At 33.7% G+C, this 20,104-nt stretch carries 23 protein-coding genes; 9 read left to right on the forward strand and 14 right to left on the reverse strand.

Going from position 1 to position 20,104, the window contains the following annotated elements:
- Positions 1 to 5 precede the first annotated feature (5 nt).
- The 3 genes from JJJ02_RS03950 to JJJ02_RS03960 all read right to left on the reverse strand — a co-directional run bounded on the left by JJJ02_RS03950 (position 6) and on the right by JJJ02_RS03960 (position 2,956).
- On the reverse strand, positions 6 to 1,631 hold the full coding sequence (locus JJJ02_RS03950; RefSeq protein ID WP_240837510.1) for a sensor histidine kinase: 1,626 nt from the start codon (positions 1,629 to 1,631) through the stop codon (positions 6 to 8).
- Between the two features lie 331 nt (positions 1,632 to 1,962).
- Positions 1,963 to 2,775, reverse strand: coding sequence for a class 1 isoprenoid biosynthesis enzyme (locus JJJ02_RS03955; RefSeq protein WP_111715767.1), 813 nt, complete (start codon positions 2,773 to 2,775; stop codon positions 1,963 to 1,965).
- Position 2,776: 1 nt separating this feature from the next.
- Positions 2,777 to 2,956, reverse strand: coding sequence for a hypothetical protein (locus JJJ02_RS03960; protein ID WP_096075873.1), 180 nt, complete (start codon positions 2,954 to 2,956; stop codon positions 2,777 to 2,779).
- 311 nt (positions 2,957 to 3,267) lie between these two features.
- On the opposite strand from JJJ02_RS03960, the gene JJJ02_RS03965 reads away from it, so the two are divergent.
- Positions 3,268 to 4,572 carry an LPXTG cell wall anchor domain-containing protein gene (locus tag JJJ02_RS03965; RefSeq protein ID WP_240837512.1) on the forward strand — a complete coding sequence of 435 codons (1,305 nt, stop codon included), beginning with the start codon at positions 3,268 to 3,270 and terminating at the stop codon, positions 4,570 to 4,572.
- 37 nt (positions 4,573 to 4,609) lie between these two features.
- Here JJJ02_RS03965 and JJJ02_RS03970 read toward each other — a convergent pair whose 3' ends face one another.
- Together JJJ02_RS03970 and JJJ02_RS03975 are read right to left on the reverse strand one after the other, a co-directional pair.
- Positions 4,610 to 5,131, reverse strand: a complete 522-nt coding sequence (locus tag JJJ02_RS03970; RefSeq protein ID WP_240837514.1) for a type 1 periplasmic-binding domain-containing protein — start codon at positions 5,129 to 5,131, stop codon at positions 4,610 to 4,612.
- Positions 5,132 to 5,190: 59 nt separating this feature from the next.
- A complete protein-coding gene (locus JJJ02_RS03975) occupies positions 5,191 to 5,361 on the reverse strand; it encodes a hypothetical protein (RefSeq protein ID WP_099580953.1) in 171 nt (56 codons plus the stop codon).
- Positions 5,362 to 5,492: 131 nt separating this feature from the next.
- Here JJJ02_RS03975 and JJJ02_RS03980 point away from each other — a divergent pair, with 131 nt between their 5' ends.
- Together JJJ02_RS03980 and JJJ02_RS03985 are read left to right on the forward strand one after the other, a co-directional pair.
- The gene (locus JJJ02_RS03980; RefSeq protein ID WP_133424187.1) at positions 5,493 to 5,870 is read left to right on the forward strand and encodes a hypothetical protein; all 378 of its coding nucleotides are present in this window, start codon (positions 5,493 to 5,495) and stop codon (positions 5,868 to 5,870) included.
- A 248-nt stretch (positions 5,871 to 6,118) separates the two neighbouring features.
- Positions 6,119 to 7,642 (forward strand): M4 family metallopeptidase, encoded by a 1,524-nt coding sequence (locus JJJ02_RS03985; RefSeq protein WP_111715761.1) that lies wholly within the window; start codon positions 6,119 to 6,121, stop codon positions 7,640 to 7,642.
- A 162-nt stretch (positions 7,643 to 7,804) separates the two neighbouring features.
- Here JJJ02_RS03985 and JJJ02_RS03990 read toward each other — a convergent pair whose 3' ends face one another.
- Genes JJJ02_RS03990 through JJJ02_RS04000 form a run of 3 tightly spaced genes read right to left on the reverse strand, consistent with a single transcriptional unit; the run spans position 7,805 to position 8,785 of the window.
- The gene (locus JJJ02_RS03990; protein ID WP_240837516.1) at positions 7,805 to 8,182 is read right to left on the reverse strand and encodes a hypothetical protein; all 378 of its coding nucleotides are present in this window, start codon (positions 8,180 to 8,182) and stop codon (positions 7,805 to 7,807) included.
- A gap of 10 nt (positions 8,183 to 8,192) precedes the next feature.
- Positions 8,193 to 8,567: a hypothetical protein gene (locus tag JJJ02_RS03995; protein ID WP_111715757.1), complete on the reverse strand. Its 375-nt coding sequence runs from the start codon at positions 8,565 to 8,567 to the stop codon at positions 8,193 to 8,195.
- 11 nt (positions 8,568 to 8,578) lie between these two features.
- Entirely contained in the window at positions 8,579 to 8,785 is a 207-nt protein-coding gene (locus tag JJJ02_RS04000; RefSeq protein ID WP_240837518.1) for a helix-turn-helix transcriptional regulator, read from the reverse strand.
- Positions 8,786 to 8,905: 120 nt separating this feature from the next.
- On the opposite strand from JJJ02_RS04000, the gene JJJ02_RS04005 reads away from it, so the two are divergent.
- Positions 8,906 to 9,943 (forward strand): C45 family autoproteolytic acyltransferase/hydrolase, encoded by a 1,038-nt coding sequence (locus JJJ02_RS04005; protein ID WP_239243298.1) that lies wholly within the window; start codon positions 8,906 to 8,908, stop codon positions 9,941 to 9,943.
- 31 nt (positions 9,944 to 9,974) lie between these two features.
- Here the strand turns inward: JJJ02_RS04005 and JJJ02_RS04010 are convergent, their stop codons facing one another.
- Positions 9,975 to 10,733, reverse strand: a complete 759-nt coding sequence (locus JJJ02_RS04010; RefSeq protein ID WP_240837521.1) for an NUDIX hydrolase — start codon at positions 10,731 to 10,733, stop codon at positions 9,975 to 9,977.
- Between the two features lie 188 nt (positions 10,734 to 10,921).
- Here JJJ02_RS04010 and JJJ02_RS04015 point away from each other — a divergent pair, with 188 nt between their 5' ends.
- From JJJ02_RS04015 to JJJ02_RS04030, 4 genes are all read left to right on the forward strand, one after another.
- Positions 10,922 to 11,962 (forward strand): oxidoreductase, encoded by a 1,041-nt coding sequence (locus JJJ02_RS04015; protein ID WP_240837523.1) that lies wholly within the window; start codon positions 10,922 to 10,924, stop codon positions 11,960 to 11,962.
- Complete coding sequence (locus JJJ02_RS04020; protein ID WP_240837525.1) at positions 11,962 to 12,630, forward strand: HAD family hydrolase; 669 nt, start codon at positions 11,962 to 11,964, stop codon at positions 12,628 to 12,630. Before JJJ02_RS04015 ends, JJJ02_RS04020 begins: the two co-directional genes overlap by 1 nt.
- A gap of 45 nt (positions 12,631 to 12,675) precedes the next feature.
- Positions 12,676 to 13,122, forward strand: coding sequence for an Hsp20/alpha crystallin family protein (locus JJJ02_RS04025; RefSeq protein WP_239243302.1), 447 nt, complete (start codon positions 12,676 to 12,678; stop codon positions 13,120 to 13,122).
- A gap of 117 nt (positions 13,123 to 13,239) precedes the next feature.
- On the forward strand, positions 13,240 to 14,274 hold the full coding sequence (locus JJJ02_RS04030) for a S66 family peptidase (protein ID WP_239243303.1): 1,035 nt from the start codon (positions 13,240 to 13,242) through the stop codon (positions 14,272 to 14,274).
- Positions 14,275 to 14,385: 111 nt separating this feature from the next.
- Here JJJ02_RS04030 and JJJ02_RS04035 read toward each other — a convergent pair whose 3' ends face one another.
- Together JJJ02_RS04035 and JJJ02_RS04040 are read right to left on the reverse strand one after the other, a co-directional pair.
- On the reverse strand, positions 14,386 to 15,615 hold the full coding sequence (locus tag JJJ02_RS04035) for an aminopeptidase (RefSeq protein WP_111715744.1): 1,230 nt from the start codon (positions 15,613 to 15,615) through the stop codon (positions 14,386 to 14,388).
- Between the two features lie 91 nt (positions 15,616 to 15,706).
- Positions 15,707 to 16,189 carry a hypothetical protein gene (locus JJJ02_RS04040; protein WP_239243305.1) on the reverse strand — a complete coding sequence of 161 codons (483 nt, stop codon included), beginning with the start codon at positions 16,187 to 16,189 and terminating at the stop codon, positions 15,707 to 15,709.
- 282 nt (positions 16,190 to 16,471) lie between these two features.
- Between JJJ02_RS04040 and JJJ02_RS04045 the strand changes: the two genes are divergently transcribed.
- Positions 16,472 to 17,023, forward strand: a complete 552-nt coding sequence (locus JJJ02_RS04045; RefSeq protein WP_239243306.1) for a thioredoxin family protein — start codon at positions 16,472 to 16,474, stop codon at positions 17,021 to 17,023.
- Between the two features lie 11 nt (positions 17,024 to 17,034).
- Here JJJ02_RS04045 and JJJ02_RS04050 read toward each other — a convergent pair whose 3' ends face one another.
- From JJJ02_RS04050 to JJJ02_RS04060, 3 genes are read right to left on the reverse strand one after another with little or no spacing between them, the layout of a single operon-like run.
- Entirely contained in the window at positions 17,035 to 17,511 is a 477-nt protein-coding gene (locus JJJ02_RS04050; protein WP_239243307.1) for a DinB family protein, read from the reverse strand.
- Positions 17,504 to 19,576, reverse strand: coding sequence for a HelD family protein (locus JJJ02_RS04055; RefSeq protein ID WP_240837527.1), 2,073 nt, complete (start codon positions 19,574 to 19,576; stop codon positions 17,504 to 17,506). The genes JJJ02_RS04050 and JJJ02_RS04055 overlap by 8 nt, the downstream gene beginning before the upstream one ends.
- Positions 19,573 to 20,082, reverse strand: a complete 510-nt coding sequence (locus JJJ02_RS04060; protein WP_240837529.1) for a hypothetical protein — start codon at positions 20,080 to 20,082, stop codon at positions 19,573 to 19,575. The genes JJJ02_RS04055 and JJJ02_RS04060 overlap by 4 nt, the downstream gene beginning before the upstream one ends.
- Positions 20,083 to 20,104: the final 22 nt, after the last annotated feature.

A 20,104-nucleotide genomic window follows, 5' to 3' on the forward strand; every position in this document is an offset into this window, starting at 1 on the left:
CACCTCTATTCTAACGGCAATGTAACACTTACAATAAGACCTTGTCTGTATGCATTTTCGTCAAACACCGAAAATTCTACAGCACCATCAAACAAGTTGACCTGGTTTATCAAGTACTTTAATCCATTGTTAGATCCTCTTACTAAAATATCTGATACGTTATGATACGGGATACCTTTACCATCATCCGAAACTTTAAATGATAAAGATGAGATTGATTCAACCACTTCAACTTTAATGTGTTTAGCATCGGCATGTTTTATCGCATTGTTGATCAATTCTTTAATCATACGATAACTGCTGATTTTTATGAGTTTATCAATTATAACGTTGCTTTCCTGATAATCCAGCTGAATATCAATGATTGATTCATACAGATGACGACGAATTAAACTATTTAAACTCTCATTTAATCCAAAGTCGTCTAAATCTGCAGGAAACAGATCCTCACATGCTTCACGAATCGCATAGATTGATTCATCCAGAATCTCTTCAATATGCGCACGACTTCCATCTTTGTCTAAAGTCTTCGTCTCATTCAATGCGAGAATAATATTCTGTAAAATATCATCATGTAAGAAAATCGATAAACGTTCGCGTTCTTCTTCAAGTGCAGCATGTGATAAATAAATACGATTCTTATAATCTTCATCCATTAACTTCGTAGAATAGTTTTTCATAAAGAACTCAAACTGCTCTAATAAATGAACAAATTCATGATATTTAAACTTTTCAACCTCGGAAGAATGAATAGCGATAAATGCATTATTCATTGCAGTACGATGAACATAAACGGTAATATCCTGCAGTTGATTAATCGCAATCGTTGAACGCTCATAAATCATATGCGTCTTAGAGATGATATCATCATAATTAAATGTTCCAGCTGGGAACTTATACTGTTCAGATTGGTCCTGCGTTTCAATAAATAAATAATAATTAGATAACTGAATATTGTTCTGAATTAAAGTATCATAAATATTCTCGTTGATATTGTTTGTAATATTTGCAGCACGATATTTTACAGCATAACGATTACGGAAGTAATATAATGCAACACATCCAACCAACAATAAGCTATGGATGATAATTGCAGTGATGAGCATTGGATGCTCAAGGAAAAATACATAGAATACAATCATTGAACATAGCATTAACACATTCCATATCTGAAACAATCCAAAGACAATAGATAAAAATGATTCTGAAACGATTATCTTGAATTTACAGAATGAATAAAGTAAATACAATGGGAAAATAATGAGTGTCGGTAATAAATAGTAGTAAGGAATACTGCTATTAAAAAAATGCAAAAATAAATTAAGTGTAAACATCGGTAAAATACTAAGTAATAGCGAAGCAAGAATAAAATACAATTCACGACGAATCATACCGTGAGAGTTACGAATGATTGAGAAAATCACATAAAATACACTCAGCAATAAAATGATGCACACTGTGATGAGCATAATAAACGAAAATAACACAAAGTCACTTCTCTGAAGCGTAACATTCAGTATCATTGCAATAATGAAAAGGATAAAAATTAAATAATTATTGAGTTTTAAAAATGTATTTAATTTATTTGACCTTGAGAATACTGGATAGATACTAAATAACTTCGATAACATAGCTAATACAGAAAACAGTAAAAATATTTCCATGGTTGTTCCGAATCCTTTAAACAAAGGATCATAAAATGAAAAAGATATAGTGTTAGCTAATAATATGCAAAGTATAAAAAAATGTTTTAGTACATATGAATCAAATTTATTAAATATTTGAAGTACGACAATACTTATGAAAAAGTTAAAACAAGCTGAACAACTTATTAAAATTGTCATATCATCAGTATTCTGCACAGTTAATATAGAATATTTGATAGCATAGAAAAACTTTAAATGAAATATATATGATATAACAATTAAAGATATATAGATTGTTAATGACATGCGTTTTAATCTAAAAATTGAATTCATCTTTTAATTTCCTTATTCCTTCAGTTTTATCGGGAAAAGCATCTAAAAGTATACTGTATGCTTTTTCAATGTAATAATTATACAACAATCTGCAGTAGTCTAGTGAACCCGATTGTAAAATATTTTCTCGTGAATAATACTGAAGGTTTTTATCCCCGGAAAAAAAGATATATTTAATCAATGGTAGATACATTTTTCTCTGATTAAAATCATTCTTGTGTTCAGATAAGATACTATCAATATCATTCTTAATTTGGGCAGCTATTCCCACATTTTGCATAAAATATTGTAACGGTTCATTGTCTTTATCAATGATTAAGCCAATCAAACGCATTAAGTTTCCTGACTTTTGCGTAACTAAATTGATATATTCATCTTCAGAAATATTTGGATTTTCATTAAAATCAAAAGTTACATCAAAAAATTCAGCATACCCTGCATCAACAATAAGTGCCATTACCTCATCTTGAATTTCCTGATTAAACAAACGAATAGCTTGAAGCATAGTAATATGAGACAAAAGAATTTGTTGCTCTCTAGATATCCACTCTAACAAGTAATCTCCATCAACAACATCATCGACTAAATCAAAAGCCCAAAAAACAAGCTGAATAGCAACCGAATTTCTTTGCATATCAGCTTGTGTTCCCTTATTAAATAATTTGTTGATTGTTTCGTAATAACTTCCCCAGCTATCTCGCTGGATTTTATTAGTTACATAAACTAATAATTGCTCTTCGGAATCTTTAGAAAGATTTAACTTCTTTATTAATTCCGAAATGTATTGATCGATCACTTTAGAAATCGCCAGTCCAATATTTAGAAGATTGGAACTTAAGAGGTTTTTGGGCAGCAGAGTCAATTACTGTTACTACGTCTTCGCTAAATCCTAAATTTTTGTTTTGGTTTAACAATTCTTCTAGAGATAAGTTCATTTCTTTCATCTTTAAAACAACTTGTTCTAACTCTTCTCTCATAATAATTTCCTCCATTCACTAAATGATATATTGCAAATATAATATTACACGAAATATTCAAAAAATTCGATAGAATTTTAAAAAAAATATAAAATAATTACAATATTATTTCATTGTAACCATTTTACGTTTTTCACTTTATAACCATTTAATGGGCATTAACAAAGAAAAATCAACGTTTATATGACAATATATTAAACAATATAAATTACGTTTTAACTTACTAAATCAATTGTGAATTATTGGATACTCTATAGCACTTGCAATTGAATTATGTCATAATATATTCAACAAGCAAAAAGGAGTTCCATATGAAAAAAATACTTTTATCATTTGCTATTATGGCTTCCCTCACGACAGTTTCAACAGCACATGCTGAAGCAACCCCGACAGTACTTTATTTTCATGATAAAGACGATGAACCTATTAAAGACTTTCCTTTTAGTATCAATATAAACGAAGAAGAACAATCTCTTACTGCTTTAGATGATGGTTATTCAGTGATTGCTGAAGATATCAAAGTGATTGAAATAGCCGGACAAGAATATGAAATTAATCCTGGTGAACTGAATAATATCGAAGTTGTTAACCCCGAAGAAGTTATACCTTCTTCAGAAGAGATACCGGTGACTGAAACGCCTCTTCCAGAAGATAATCTAACGATTAAAGTTCATGCAGTAGATCGTTCATTTTCAAATTTAGAAGATGGTACCACTGTATATTTAAAATATGATGGAGAGCTTGTTGATCAAGCTGACGTATCAAACGGAAGCGTAACTTTTAATACAACTGAGCCAAACAAGATCTATGAAGTAAGTTACAACAAAACTACGGAAACAGATAATGTAAAGATTGAACCTGGTGAAGAGAAATTTTTAATCTTTGAAGCACAAACAAAGCCGATTAAACGAGATCATTCTGTTGAAACGACAACTAAAAATTCACAACTAAAAGATACGATCCGCAAATCCCCTGATGATATACCACCGTTACTTGCAAGAAGTAAGAAGGAAGATAGCTCTAATGAGGTAACACATAGAGCGTCATCACGTACACGTAATTCAACTAATAATAGTAACGTAAAACCACAGCTTCCAGTAAAACAACCGACAGTAAATCCTATGAAACGTAATAATGAGGCTTCTGTCACGTCTGGTACAACAAGTAACGAAAATGGTTCATATAGCACGGAAAGTAATAATAATGTTTCATCAAATAATTATTCCAGCACGACAACTAGTCAAGAAAACACACGTCCATCATTTACATCGGATCATACATCACAACAAAACACATCAAGTGATGACTATGCATCTGATAGCAGCTATGCTTCGGACAGCAATTATAAAGACTATCATAATAGCAGCAGTACTAACGATTCTAGTGATCAATCTGATAGCGCTTCTGATAATCGTTTTGAAAAAAGTTCATATAATAATACTTCCACCAACAATGCAGCAACGAACCATAAACCAACAAATAATGAAAATCAATATTTACCACATACTGGTGAGGCAATGAGCTTATTATTACCGTTAGCTGGTCTTATGACTGTTACAGCAGGTGTTGCATTATTGTACTTCACACGTAAAAAGCGTGATGATGATACTATTTAATGAGAAACGCACATGTTTATGGCATGTGCGTTTTAATTTATGTAATTTGAATTCGTCCATCACGAACTGAAAAATAAGTACCGAGTTTTGAAGTGCCTTGCATACCTTCAAAGATAAAGACACCCCCACTATTAATCATCTGCTGAGATTCTAAAGAAGAAAATACAAATGTTCTATCTGCTTTTACATCTGTGAAACGATGCAATCTTCTCATAATTTGTTCAAAACCTTTAGTTTCTCCGATTGCTACGAAACCATCTGGTATGTGTCTAGCGATACGTTTAACATATTTATTAAATGAAGATGAGTGTGGGTTCCAGCTTACAATTGCAAGCACAGTTCCGCCTGTACCATCTAAACCTCCAAATTGTTCCCACAATAATTTAAACTGATATGCTTTTATCAAATCAAGATTATTCCTACTACACCCTATTACGATATCATGAATAACTGGTCTTTGTTTTCTCATCAATTGAATCAGCTGTGACATTTCCTGCTCTGAATGAATATCTTCTAAACCATGTAATTCTTCTTGTGAAATAGATTGTAATGGACTCAATTGAACACCCCAGATAAATTTATTTTATGCAAAATAAAAAGACTCTAAATTACAGAGTCTTAAACATTTTCTGATTCAATTTTAGCAACGATTTCTTTCGTACGACGTTCGATATCTTCAAAATCTTTCTTAAAGCTGATAACAAATAAAGCTGCACCAGCAGTAACAATAACAGATAATACTAAAAATGTAATAAATATTGCTTTGAATAGAGATTTAACAAATTCCATCGGTGTTTCACTCCTCTACTGATTCTTTAAGTTTATTTTACCACATGAATAAAATGGAATGAAATAATTAACATTATCTATTCAAGATTATGATATAGTGTAAATAAGAAAAAGAAGATAGGATGAGACAAATGCCACACGTACATTTATTAGCTGCATGGCAGAACAACAATATTGAAAAAATCAAAGAAATCGTCGATAAAAATGTTCAAACGAATATCATCTATGATGACGGTGTTGAATATGAAAAAGGATATGATGAATTCATCGCAGGTATACAGTGTTATCTCGATGAAACCGAAAGATCAAATTTGGAATGGCAATTTGATGTAATGCATAAAACTGAGCGTGGTGCAGCTAATGTAGTTATTATTAAAATATCTCGTGGTGATGAACATTATAATGTTTCAGACAAAGCAGCATTATGTATATTTACATTTGATACAGTTGGAGAAAAAGAGCGTAAATTGATCCGAGCATATGTTGAAAAAGGTGTAGCTAATAATTAGCTGCATCTTTTTTTATTTTTAAAATTAACATCTAATAAATTGTTTATTTTGTTAAATCTCTTAAAAATAAAGGATTTTGTTCAATATAAAATTTAAATATTGCTATGAAATAACCATATGATGAGTATAATATTTTCATGTTAACTTTTTTGAGTAAAAATAATTGCGGTGTATACGAGTGTATTAAAATTGATAATCCTTATAATAAAACTTGTAATTAAATTTTAGACAAATAAGGAGTGTTATCAATGAATAAAAAGTACATTTTACCTGCTATCGTATTATCATCGACTTTACTAGCAAGTTTAACTCAAGGCGAAACAGCTTTTGCTAAAACAGAAACAAGCAAATCACTTCACCACCTTCAGAAAGTACAATCTAAAATCGATGCAAAAAACTTCTTAAAATCTTTACCAGGTGACAAAGCTGCAAAGAAATTTTATAAACAATATGAAATTACAAAAGTAGAAAAAGACGACAAAGGATTCACACACTATACATTAAAGCCTCATAATAACGGTAAAAAAGCTCTAAATAAAGAAATTAAAATTCATGTTAACGATAAAAATCAAGTCGTTCATGTAAATGGTGAACTTGACCAAAAAGATGTGGACCCAACAAACACACAAAAATTATCTCAAGATCAAGCGGTTGATTTAGCATTCAAAGCTGTCGGTGCTGATAAAGATAAAGTGAAAAATCTTGATAACCGTAAAGTCGTTAAAAAAGCTGAAGTGGCAATCAATGCAGATAAAAATAAATATGTATACAATGTTCAATTAATCTACGTTTCTCCTGAAGCAGCAAACTGGCACGTACAAATTGATGCTGAAACAGGCGAAGTTATCAAAAAACAAAATATGTTATTCGATGCTGCAACAACAGGTTATGGATACGGTGTTGATAACAGATTTAAAAATTTAAATATCTTCCAGGAAGGTAGTTACTTCTATCTAGCTGATACTACACATACTGGAAATATTGAAACTTATGATGCATATAATACACAAACAAATTTTGACATTGTAAGAGATACAGATAAATACTTCACTTCTTCTCGTCAAAAAGCAGCAGTTGATGCACATTATTATGGCGATGTAGTATACGATTACTTTAAAAATACTCACAATCGTGACTCTTATGATGATAATGGGGCTCCAATCTATTCTGTAGTACACTATGGTTCAAATTACAACAATGCTTTTTGGAATGGCGAAGCTATGGTTTATGGTGATGGAGATGGTGTTACTTTCACTTCATTATCAGGTGCTAACGATATTATCGCACATGAATTAACACATGCTGTAACTGAGCACACAGCAGGACTTGTTTATGAAAATGAACCAGGTGCAATCAACGAATCAATGTCTGACGTATTTGGTTATTTTGTAGACCCAGACTTCTTAATGGGTGAAGATGTTTATACACCAGGTAGAGCTGGAGATGCATTACGTAGCTTCTCTCAACCAGAACTTTATGATCAACCATCACACATGGATGACTTCCAATACTTACCTAACACTAAGAGCGGTGACTGGGGTGGCGTACACATCAACTCAGGAATCCCTAACAAAGCATTCTACAACACTGTAACAAAAATGGATAAATCAAAAGCAGAACAAATTTATTATCGTGCATTATCTTACTACTTAACATCAACATCTAACTTTAAAGATACTAAAGAAGCATTAATCCAATCAGCTTTAGACTTATACGGTCAAACAGAAGCAAATACTATTAAAGCAGCTTGGGATGCAGTTGGTGTTTACTAGTAGTTGATTTTAGAAATTATTATGGCCCGATTCTTACTTGCAATCGGGCCATTTTGCTTGTTTTGGCACGGTTCCCTCTTGCAATCGGGCCATTTTGCTTGTTTTGGCACAGTTCTCGATTAGAACCGCCCATCAATATTCATGCTCAACTTAAATTTTTAATCACATGATAAATTTACTAAGAATTACTCTAGCTATTGATTGTATAAGGATACAAACCGCCATCGGTATGATAATATACATTTCTTTAGAAAGATGAAAAAAATTAAACGAAGCTCCAATGTATAATACAGCCCATATAATATATAAACACATTGTCATCCATCTAAAACTTTCAAGTAATACACTTTGATCCCTTTCATCATCCACTTCAGCACCAGGTTCTATTGCATTAATTAAATAACTTAATCCTACTGCCATAATCATAATTCCTCCATCCATAGTAAACCCTGAAGCGATATAAGCTATAAGAATCATCGAAGTAATTGCCGTACCAAAAATAATCAACTCTCCTCTACTAAGTTTTCTTCTACTAAACATACACATCCTCCTAATATTTTCGCCATAGCATGAAATTACTCACTGAAAAAGATAAAAACATTATAGCCAAAATTATCACAATTGCACTTTCTGCTTTTAAAGTGATTAATCCAAACGTATATAGTGTAAAAAATAGCATCCCTGTAAATAGTGTCACCATATAAGATGTTTTAAATGCTCTATTGCTTAATGCGACAACGCGTTCATCTAACAATTCATCTCGATTTTGTATTCCAATTAAAATCATATGAATGCCAAGTACTAACTGCATCGCATATAGTTCCGGTTTCTCGAACATCACTAACATAAAAAATAATGATATCAGTAACAATCCACCGCCAAGAAAATATAACATCGGTCTATTGCCTTCTAAATGATTAAACATACGCATCCTCCTCACTCATAGTCACTTTCTTCTAACATAAAAATTGCTTCAACACTTACTTTAAAAACTTCAGCTATCATCATTCCAAGTGGTAATGATGGATTATACTTCCCTTTTTCAATTGAAATAATTGTTTGTCTTGATACCTTCAGTTGTTTTGCTAACGTTTCCTGTGAGTATCCATGTAACTTTCTAAATTCAGCTAATTTATTCCTCATACACTCACCTCTTCAATATCATGATAACGTAAAGTTTCCTTTACGTAAAGGAAGCTTTACATTATCCATTCTATTTATTCTTTGTTATACTTTCTCTATAGTGTTTACGGAGGTGTATCAATGCAACAAGTTAAAAGTGTAATCACAGAGTTTCGTGGGAGTCATTTCGATTTCGGGATAGAACAGGGAAAGTGGCTTCAAACAACATTAATGATGGAGAATCGCGAGCGTGAATGGCGTATTCGTCGCCCACGTTTCGATATAGATATTCAGGAAACAAAAGCTGCATTTAAACGTTTCGCCCCTGGTATCTGGGAGGAACTGCTCGGTTTACAAGCTGAACTCAAGATGGATATGACTCAAATCATACAGAACTTCGGTCATTACCGAGTATATGCTAAACCTAGCGGATGTAGTGTATTCACCACCGAAGATTTTTTAGTTAGAAACTATGATTATCATCCTGCTACTTATGATGGCCGTTTCACTTTCTTCCAACCCACGGATTCAGGTTATGCGACTATGGCACCCGTTTCTCGCATCACAGGTCGAATGGACGGGATGAATGAACACGGTCTTACGATGGGATATAATTTCATGCATCGCAAAGTACCCGGAGATGGTTTCGTATGTTATATGATTGGTCGTATGATACTTGAATGTTGTCAGTCGGTTGATGATGCTGTGCAATTCTTAAAGGAAATTCCACACCGCTCTAGTTTCAGCTACATTCTGCTTGATAAAAAAGGTATTACGCAAATCGTCGAAGCCACACCGCGCGACATCATTGTACGTGAACATCATTACTGCACAAATCACTTCGAAGTGTTAACACATGAGAATCGACGTGTACTAACAGATTCTGAGATGCGTATGCGTAATTTAAAGGCGCAGACAAATCGTAATACGGATGCCACTAATGCATTTAAAATAATGAATGACCCTGAAGCTGGCGTATTCAGCGAACTATATTCCAGCTGGAGCGGAACGATTCATACAAGTTGTTACTTTCCTAAAGATTTAAGCATCCAATTTGCGCTCGGTGGCAACAACACACCAACAACATTAAACTTCCAGGATTGGTTAGATGGCAAACCACTACCAGTACAATCGTTTACGGGACAAATCAACAGCGATATTACTTTTGCCAGTGAATAAAATAAACCCTGAATCGACGTAGATTCAGGGTTTATTTAAATGATTGAATTATTTTATACGGATTATTCTCATACAGATCAAATTTTTGTGCTTTTTTCTCTAATGCATTAAGTATGCGGTCTTCCGAAACTTTACGTGTCACAAGCTTCGAAATATTCTTTGAATTGATAGCATAAAATCCTACATCAGTCGTCTCTTCATCGCTATTTTGCAGCGTGCCACCAATCACTTCACCTAGAAATGTAAAGTTGACTACCCCGCTCGTTTTATTATGCGAACTGTACAATAAACCTTTAATCGCAACATCTAATCCAGTTTCTTCTTTTACTTCTCGCACAGCGCCACTAATCATATCTTCGTCTTTATCTAAGCGACCGCCAGGTAATTCTAACGTATCACTACGATGTAAACTTCTAACCAGCAATACTTCATCTTCTTCATTTTGTACGAGAACATTTGTAGAAATGATATGTAAGTCCATCTTATAATCACCAGTCGGCGTTATGATCATATCTTTCTTTGAAATAATCCACTTATCATTTGCGAGCTTATCCGGTAACGAATTTTGATAATGTTTCGTCTTCTTTCGGAGTTCAAAGAAATCTCGATAATGCTTTTCGTCTAAATATCCCCAAATCTCTGTAATAATTGTCTTGTCCTCATTCACCCATCGACCGACCAATGTTACACCTAACTCTAAATAATTGTTTAGTACATGTTTATGGAAATAGCGGTTTGTAGATTCGTAGCCATCAGGAATAATTTTAATCTCTGTTTTCACTTCAAACATCTCATACACACCCTTTACCTTCACTTACTTTCATTATACGTTATTTAAAATGATATTTCATTTAACTAAAATGTAAATTTAATTAATATTTAATTAATGATACGATTCAGCTAAGTTATTCAAACAGATGTTTATCATTCTCAGGTTAGAAGTTTTATAATAAATAAAAAAACTAAAGGAGCATCATTATGAAAACTTTATTAAACACCCCTTATTCATTTAAAGGCCTGGAACTAAAAAACAGAATCGTTATGCCACCGATGTGTCAATATTCTGTAGAAAATGAGGATGGAACGCCTACTGAATGGCATTACGTACATTATGCATCACGTGCTGTTGGTCAAACGGGGCTTATTATTGTAGAAATGACAAATGTTGAACCAGAAGGTCGTATTACGAAAAACTGTCTCGGTTTATGGGATGATGCACAAATCCCAGCTTATAAACATATCGTAGAAGGTATTCATAATAATGGCGCAAAAGCTGCTATTCAAATTGCTCATGCCGGCCGAAAAGCACGCGATGTTGAAACACCGGTTTCATCATCTACAACGCCAGTTGAAGAACCTACAGATTTCGGTCCAATACGCCATCCTCGTGAACTTTCAAACGAAGAAGTTAAAGCGATGGTCGTTAAATATAAAGAAAGTGTACGTCGCGCAGTTGAAGCTGGGTTTGATGCAATTGAACTTCACGGAGCACACGGTTATTTAATTCATCAATTCCATTCCCCAGGTATCAATAAACGTGACGATGAATACGGCAAGGACCTTTCATTGTTTGGCGTTGAAGTAATTAAAGCTGCAAAATCAGTAATGCCGGAAGATATGCCTTTAATCTTTAGAATTTCTGCACGAGAATATATGGATGGTGGCTATGATATAGAACATGCTTTAGCCATATCAGAAAAATATTTAAATGCTGGTGTCGACATGTTTCATATTTCTACAGGAGGTGAAGCACCTGCTGGCATTGATAAACCAGGTAACTATCCTGGCTATCAAGTACCATTTGCAAAACGCTTCAAAGAAAAGTTTGATGTACCCGTAATTGCTGTAGGTATTTTAGACGCACCCGAAACAGCTGAAATGACACTTCGTAACGATGATGCAGATTTAATTGCAGTTGGTCGCGGAATGCTTAACGATCTATACTGGGCCATTCATGCGGTCAAACAATTAAGAGATGATATTACAGTACCGAAACAATACGAACGAGGTATCCGTTAATGTACCAACATATCTTATTTGATCTGGATGGCACATTAACAGATCCTATGCTAGGCATTACGAACTCAATAATATATTCATTACAAAAATTGAATATTGAAGCACCTGCAAATGAAGCACTCATCCCATTTATCGGTCCACCACTGCATGAAAGTTATGAAACTTTCTATCAATTATCAGGCAACAATAATGCCGAAGCAATCAAACTGTACAGAGAATACTTCAGCGATAAAGGAATGTTTGAAAATGAAGTATATCCAGGCATTCCATTACTATTACAAGCATTAAAATCGATGGATAAAAAGTTGTATATCGCAACAAGTAAACCAACGTATTTTGCTGTACCGATTTTAGAACATTTTAATCTTGCACATTACTTCGAGTCTATTACCGGTAGTGAGTTAGATGGCACACGGACTAATAAAGCAGAAGTCATCCAGCATGTCATTGATACACACGGACTCAATAGAGATGAATGCATCATGATCGGTGATCGCAAACATGATATCATCGGTGGACAAAAAAATAATATCGATACAATCGGTGTACTCTATGGTTACGGAGATGCAGATGAGATTAGACAGGCACAACCAACCTATACTATTGCAACCGTCGATTATTTATTAGATTCTATTACAAATGACACTCAATATTTTGACTATATTTGACCTTAATGTTATGATAAATATATCAAATCAATAGGAGTGATGAACATGGATAATAAATATAGTATCTTTTCTCGCGGACAAAATGTATTTGATGTTGCAAACGACATGTTAACGAAATCAGTCAGTCAATTTGCAGATAATGCTTATAATCATAGTTTTAAGTTAGATATTAAAGAAACAAATAATGATTATACTGTTCATGTAGATCTACCAGGCATTAAACAGGAAGATATTCAATTAGACTATCAAAATGACGCATTAAGTATTACAGCGAAACGCCTTGAAGAATCGGTTGTTGAGAACAATGAACACAACTACATTAAACGTGAACGTTCATTCGGTTCAATGCATCGTTCTTTATACTTACCAGATGTTCAGGTGGAAGCAATTAAAGCTACCTATAAAAAAGATGGTACGCTGGATATCGTATTACCAAAGCTATATGTTACGGAAGCACCGAAACAATCTATTAAAATAGACAGTGAAATATAAATTTATAAAATGAGTAGCAGGAAAGTAATCTTTTCCCACTACTCATTTTTTATATTCCGTTTTATATTCTAAATTTTCTGATATAATTGAGATAATTTTATCGAAAGTGGTGATATTATGCTTCAACTTAAGAAACCAAAACGCCTTAATAAAGGAGACACGATTGCGCTTGTTTCATCATCTTCAGGTTTAGCAGGCGAGCCAACGATGAAACATCGTACAACGCTTGGCATTAAACGTATTGAAGAGATGGGCTACAAAGTAAAAGTTATGCCTAACGCGTTAAAAGGTCTCGCATTTAACTATGATCATCCGAAAGCACGTGCTGAAGAGTTAATGGCAGCATTTATTGATCCGGAAGTTAAGGCGATTATCTCTACGCTTGGTGGCGATGATAGCGTACGTTTGCTACCTTATCTGGATATTGAGATTATTAGTCAACATCCTAAAATCTTTATGGGTTACTCCGATTCAACGTTTACACATTTTATTTGTTTAAAAGCTGGATTTTCAAGTTTTTATGGTTTGTCACTACTTACGGATTTTGCAGAGAATAATGCTTTTCCAGAATATTCACGAAATCATTTTAATAAGACGCTAACCCAGAATGAAATCATCGGTGACATTCCGACATCAGACTTTGTATACAAACACGGATTACGCTGGGATAAAGAAAATGAATTAATAGACCGTGAACAAATTGATAATACTGGATATGACGTAGTAAATGGAAAAGGACAGGCAAGCGGACCGTTAATTGGCGGTTGTCTGGAGTTAATGATCTCTTTACGTGGCACTGATGTCTATCCGGATGAAACAGATTTTGATGGTGCGATATTATTTTTAGAAACCTCTGAAGTATTGATGCCACAATGGTTGATGGAAGATTTTATGCGTAGTTTAGGTGCGTTAGGTACTTTAGACCGTATTAACGGTATTATATTTGGACGTCCTCAAAACGGTCATTTATATGATGAATATAAAGAAGTCGTTCAGAAGATCATGAAAGAATGGGGACATGAGGATAAACCGGTGTTGTTTAATGCATCATTTGGACATAACGAACCAAAATGTATTGTACCGTATGGACGAAATGCGGTAATTGATGCCGATAATAAAACATTTACTATTACTGAGAGTGCAGTAGAATAAAAATGAGTGGGCGGAAAACAATGTTATTCGCCCACTCATTTATTATTTTGAAATTAAAATGTGCTTGAGTGGGCAAATTATAGCTTATTTCGACCACTCACCTATTAAAAATTAAATCACCCAGTTACCATCTCTAAATACTGGTTCAACTGTCCCATCTTCTTTAATACCATCAATTGATAGATCACTGCCACCCATCATAAAGTCAACATGAATCATTGATTGATTTAACCCTTTATCCATCAATTCTTCTTTGGATAAAGATTTACCATCTTTAATCGCATTAGGGAACGAACGACCTAATGCAACGTGACAAGATGCATTCTCATCATATAACGTATTGTAATAAAGGATGCCAGAGTTAGAAATCGGAGAATCGTCTGGTACTAATGCAATTTCACCTAAACGACGTGCACCTTCATCATTGTTTAGCATATTCTTCAGAACGTCATAACCGACTCCTGCTTCAAAGTCAGTAACCACACCGTCTTTAAACGTTAATTTAAAGTCATCTATAATTGCGCCTTGATAAGCAAGCGGGCGTGTATTACCAATTACACCATTAACGCGACGATAGTCTGGTGAAGTAAATACTTCTTCAGTTGGCATATTAACCTGAATCTCTACGCCGTCAGAATTTATCGCACTCGCTCCTAACCACACATGTCCTTTCGTCAAACCAATTTCAACGTCTGTTGTAGATGATTTATAATGTAATTTATCATATGCTTTTTCATTCAACTGCTGTGCTTTTTTATTTAAGGTTTCATTATGTAATTTCCATGCAGCTACAGGATCATCCTGATCGACACGCACTGCTTTTATCATCGCTTCAAGTAACTTTAACTTTGCATCTTCTCCTTTGAATTCAGGGAATACAAGTTCACCCCATTTATCATTTGGAAATCCTACAATACACCATGAGAAGTCATAACGACCAACTGCTCTTGAGAAATCTTTATTCGCTTCACCTAATGCTTTTGCCTGTGCAGCAATCTTTTTTGGGTCTGCATCTTTCAATAACTCAGGCGTTTGTGAATAGACACGTAAATGTGCTACTTTATTCTGTACAAAATCATTCGTTTCATCAATTCTATATTGCGGAATATGTTCAAACACTTCAATTGGCGCATATTCAAATTTCAATTGAGATGATGGACCATCAGTTAGTTTCTGAATAACTTCTCTTGCACCTTTTTCGTAAGCCGCTTTTGTCACCTCACGCACAAAATCAATAGCATCAATATCAGCGGTTACTACAACCGTTTGATCTGGTTGTACATTTAAACCTACGCTTACGACAGTCTCGGCATATTTTTTTACAATTTCTTTATAGTTCAAATAATTTCCTCCTCAATCTCATTGTTGATACTATTATATCGGAAACCGAAGTAAATGAAAACAAAAAAAGATGAGGCATCAATATCGCCTCTTACTCTGCAAATATTTCTATTCTTTTTACCAAATCATTTCTTAATACAAATTTCATGCCGATATGATGTTCTTTATCCTTATAATGAAATTGTGTCTGCTGTTTCGGTAATAACGACTTTTTATAAGTATCTCCGTATGTATCGATAACATCTTGTTTCGTGCTATCGATAGTAATATCACGACTCGTTTTAACAGCAGGGTTCTTAAATAAAGAAACTGCTGTGATATGATTGTTTTTGTTATCTTTTCTTATGATCAATCCTCTATGTTTAACAGATCGATAAAATGTTCTACCTTCTAACTGAATACGCGAGTCTTTCACGAAATCTTTATGTTTTTCTTCATAATTTTCACCTATTTTAATATCTCCTAAGCGTTCTTCACTTAAATCATTGTCAGGTGTAGTACAATAGTTATATAACCATAATGCGATAATCACACTTAGTATGAGCACGATAATAATTGTTACGAATTTTTTCATACTTCACACACTTTCCTATTTTATCTCTACCAATATACCATAAAATTACAAATGATGAAAATAAAAAAAGATGGGTAGTTAAACTACCCATAGAGAAGACTTACATGTATGAAAAATTATTAGCTAAGGTAAGTGTATCACTTCACATCATGGTAAACATCCGTATATACCGTAATATTTTTGAATATTTGTTCATATAAATAGTGAAAATAATATCTTTTGTTTGATTATTCTGATATTGTTATAATACATTTATATTATTAAAGCTTACAGGAGGCACTTATGACGACTTTAATCGAATATTTTAATCAAGGCTTATCTTTAGAGCAATATATTAACCAAATGGAAGTAAATAAAGCAGAAATGCACAAAATCTATGAAACTTTTGAATTACCTGTAGATGACGCACGTTTACAAACTGTAAAAGACAAACATTTAAAAGCTATCGTCATTACTGAAGATTGGTGTGGTGACGCGATGATGAACTTACCTGTGCTGATGAAAATTGCGGAAGCGACAGATATGCCGTTAAGCATTAGTTTACGTGATTCAAACTTAGATTTAATGGATCAGTATTTAACGAATGGTGGACGTTCTATTCCAAAATTTATCTTCCTGGATGAATCGGGTAATGAATATACAAACTGGGGTCCACGCACTGAGAAAGTTCAAAATTTTGTTATGGATTTACGTAAAGATTTACCTGCTAAAGATGATAAAGATTTTGAATCTAAACAAAAAGAAGTACACCATCAAATTCATGAAAAATATAAAAATACACCTGAATTCTGGAATGAAGTTTACGCATCAATTATGGAACAGCTGACAAAATAGTCAGCTGTTTTTTATTCAAATAAATTAATTAATCCTTCATCATCACCAAATTGTTTAATCGCACTATACAGCTGAGCTCTATGATGCGTTAAATGCGTCAAAATAACGAGCAACCAGTCTAAATAAGTTTGACGTGTCTGCCAATAGGTCATTTTCATATTAAGCATTTCATCTTCTTCCAGTTGATTATAAAAATCAAGCAGAATATTCATGCTGAGTTCGAGTCTCGCTTCAAATACTTCAATTGATGTTACTTCTTTTTGCCAGTAATGATAATAATCATCCATTTCAGACTTCCCTGCACCTTTGATGATCATTACATCAGCTTCAGGTATTAATGCAATATGTGTTAGCAATTCAAAGCAAGTTCTACCCCCCGGATAGATTTCCTGTTCTAACATAAATATATCTACTTTGTTTGCAAGCATTTTGATACTTTCTACCTGAAATTCAATTTGCTTAAATATCGGTTCTATAATACTAATCATTGATATCACCTACTAAATAAAGATGACGTGTCGCTCTACTGGCGATTGTATATAACAGCAACTGGTCATGCTCCAGATCATATTGATTAAATCCGACAATAAATACATGCGAGAATTCAAATCCTTTAGCCATGTAATTCGGCATGATAACTTTTCCTTTAGTGAATGTATATTGATCGTGTGTTAATAAAGTACATCCCTTTAAAGTCTGGGCTATCTTATTAGCATGTTGAACGTCACGTGCGATAATGGCGACACTTTCAGATTGCAATGCTTCTACAGTATTAACAAACGCTTCGTAATCCAGTTCTATTACATCGTCTCCCTGAACACCTAAAGACTCTGTATCATCATTACCTATCAAACCTTTCGTAAATTCAGTAATTTGAACTGTTGAACGATAAGATTTTGTTAAATGAATAACATTGATGTCATCTGGTAATTCAAATGTCACTGCAGGATGTACAATTTGATTACTATCTCCGAGCATCGTCTTTCGTGCATTGGGATATATCGCACTAATTGCTGCTAATTGGACGACTGAATAATCCTGCACCTCATCAATAATGATGTGCTGCATCATACTTTCTCTGTGCAATCCCTTTATCTTAATTGATAAATAAAGCAAAGGCGCTATATCTTCATAATACATTTGTTTGTTTCTAAATTGATTGAGTGTTGCTTCGTATGCGTTCTGATCTATCGACTTTAATATATTGAGATAAATACGTTCAATATTGATAAACTGTATATCTTTAATATATTGTTTCAGCACTTTATATTGTTTTGTCTTTTCACGTTTAGCACGTATCTCAAGTTCTTCGTCTGTACCGATATATCGTGTTACTTTCTTTAATGCTTTCGTTCTGTCTTTTATCGCTTGTTGTAAGTGTTCCTCGTAGATCGGCTGTAATTCTACCTGAATTTTTTTAAGGCGTGCATCAATCGGAGATTCACCAAATTTATCATAAAATAAATAAGATAGATGCTCTTTCGTTACAAAAGGTGTGCCTTCAATCGTTAATATATTAAATTTAATATTTTTCACTGCAATCGATGCAATCTTTTGATCCATCTTTTGTAACAGTAACTTACTATTTTTAATTTTAAATAACGCTCGTGCGTAATCATCTGCATAACGCATGCGCTCGATATTTTGAAATAACGATTCGACATGAAAGTGACGACGATTCATTTTATCTTTTAACCTGAAAAAGCTCGTCGCATTAATCGGTGCTTCACCTAACTCCGGTAATACATCAGATATATAATCACCGAACATCTCATTTGGTGTAATAAACAGCATATTTTCTGCTGTCATTTTATTTCTATTTAAATATAGAAGGTAAGCAATACGCTGCATTGCAATCGAAGTTTTACCAGATCCCGGGGGTCCTAATACTAAAATATCGTGGTTGGAAGTCATACGAATAATTGCATTCTGATCCTGCTGAATCGTTGTAACGATAGACTTCATCTTGTCTTTTGCACTATCAACGAGTAGATGTTGCAAAGCGTCATCACCAATATATATTTCTGAATCGAAGACATCTAACAGGCGCTCATGTTCAATTACAATCTGAATGCGTGACAATACATCTACGACTTGTGTACCGACAGTCGGTACATTATAGCTTACTTCCCCAAGTTGGTTCTCATAATAAGTACTGGCAATTGGTGTTCTCCAGTCATAGATAATGAGATCTCCTGTTGAAGGGTCCTTCAGACTATTTAATCCAATATAAAACTTTTCTGTTTCATGCGCATCATCTTTTAATGTAACAGCACCAAAATAAGGACGGTCTTTCATCTTATTAATCTGCTCGGTAATCTTGTTTCGGTTAACCTGAATTTCTTCCTGTAATTTTAAAGAAGGTAGTACTTGTGAATATTCTATCTGTGCATCATCAGAAATTTCTGTACCAAGCTCTTCAAACACAAAGCGGCGTTCTTCGATGAGTTCACTCGTAGATTGTGTGAGCTCTCCGGTTAATTTATTCTGTATAATATCAATCAAAGCATGCACTGCTGTTAAATGTTTCGTTTCAATTTGTTTTAAGTTCAATCTATAACCTCCTCATGCATGATACGATTCAAGTGTGATCGTCTCAACCTTCTATGTTTAAGTAGCGCAGCAAATTCTCGCGGTGTCAAATAGGATAATCGTATATGAAAATAATTGATATATTCAACGATCGCAAAGCAAAGTAAAAAAGTACTTAACATTAAATATCGCTCACTTGTCATCAATGCATAGATAAATAGCATACTACAAATCATGATGAGTACAATAGATACACGCTTAAATAATATGAACAAATGCTGCTGTTTAATCGTCATATGCATCTTACCACGCTTCTTTACTACGTCATGCATCAATTTCCAGAAGTACGCACCAATAGCAAGAATAAAACATAACGTTATGAGCGGAAGAGCAATATGCAGGCTACGTGCCATTTCCTGATATTCATGATTGAAACAACAGTACATCCAGATAAGAAAGAACATTACACTTGAAAAGCCTTCACCCGTGTATAAACTTTTTAATTCTTTGATCAATGAATTTTGCATTGTTTCTCCTTTTTATGTCATA

This window comes from Macrococcus sp. PK (assembly GCF_022501545.1).
In the GTDB taxonomy this organism is placed as follows: domain Bacteria; phylum Bacillota; class Bacilli; order Staphylococcales; family Staphylococcaceae; genus Macrococcoides; species Macrococcoides epidermidis.

Coding starts and splice junctions, on each gene's coding strand:
- JJJ02_RS03950 (WP_240837510.1), bottom strand. CDS start 1,631: ATGTTATCGAAGTTATTTAGTATCTATCCAGTATTCTCAAGGTCAAAT.
- JJJ02_RS03960 (WP_096075873.1), bottom strand. CDS start 2,956: ATGAGAGAAGAGTTAGAACAAGTTGTTTTAAAGATGAAAGAAATGAAC.
- JJJ02_RS03965 (WP_240837512.1), top strand. CDS start 3,268: ATGAAAAAAATACTTTTATCATTTGCTATTATGGCTTCCCTCACGACA.
- JJJ02_RS03975 (WP_099580953.1), bottom strand. CDS start 5,361: ATGGAATTTGTTAAATCTCTATTCAAAGCAATATTTATTACATTTTTA.
- JJJ02_RS03980 (WP_133424187.1), top strand. CDS start 5,493: ATGCCACACGTACATTTATTAGCTGCATGGCAGAACAACAATATTGAA.
- JJJ02_RS03985 (WP_111715761.1), top strand. CDS start 6,119: ATGAATAAAAAGTACATTTTACCTGCTATCGTATTATCATCGACTTTA.
- JJJ02_RS03990 (WP_240837516.1), bottom strand. CDS start 8,182: ATGTTTAGTAGAAGAAAACTTAGTAGAGGAGAGTTGATTATTTTTGGT.
- JJJ02_RS03995 (WP_111715757.1), bottom strand. CDS start 8,567: ATGTTTAATCATTTAGAAGGCAATAGACCGATGTTATATTTTCTTGGC.
- JJJ02_RS04000 (WP_240837518.1), bottom strand. CDS start 8,785: ATGAGGAATAAATTAGCTGAATTTAGAAAGTTACATGGATACTCACAG.
- JJJ02_RS04005 (WP_239243298.1), top strand. CDS start 8,906: ATGCAACAAGTTAAAAGTGTAATCACAGAGTTTCGTGGGAGTCATTTC.
- JJJ02_RS04010 (WP_240837521.1), bottom strand. CDS start 10,733: ATGTTTGAAGTGAAAACAGAGATTAAAATTATTCCTGATGGCTACGAA.
- JJJ02_RS04015 (WP_240837523.1), top strand. CDS start 10,922: ATGAAAACTTTATTAAACACCCCTTATTCATTTAAAGGCCTGGAACTA.
- JJJ02_RS04020 (WP_240837525.1), top strand. CDS start 11,962: ATGTACCAACATATCTTATTTGATCTGGATGGCACATTAACAGATCCT.
- JJJ02_RS04025 (WP_239243302.1), top strand. CDS start 12,676: ATGGATAATAAATATAGTATCTTTTCTCGCGGACAAAATGTATTTGAT.
- JJJ02_RS04030 (WP_239243303.1), top strand. CDS start 13,240: ATGCTTCAACTTAAGAAACCAAAACGCCTTAATAAAGGAGACACGATT.
- JJJ02_RS04040 (WP_239243305.1), bottom strand. CDS start 16,189: ATGAAAAAATTCGTAACAATTATTATCGTGCTCATACTAAGTGTGATT.
- JJJ02_RS04045 (WP_239243306.1), top strand. CDS start 16,472: ATGACGACTTTAATCGAATATTTTAATCAAGGCTTATCTTTAGAGCAA.
- JJJ02_RS04050 (WP_239243307.1), bottom strand. CDS start 17,511: ATGATTAGTATTATAGAACCGATATTTAAGCAAATTGAATTTCAGGTA.
- JJJ02_RS04060 (WP_240837529.1), bottom strand. CDS start 20,082: ATGCAAAATTCATTGATCAAAGAATTAAAAAGTTTATACACGGGTGAA.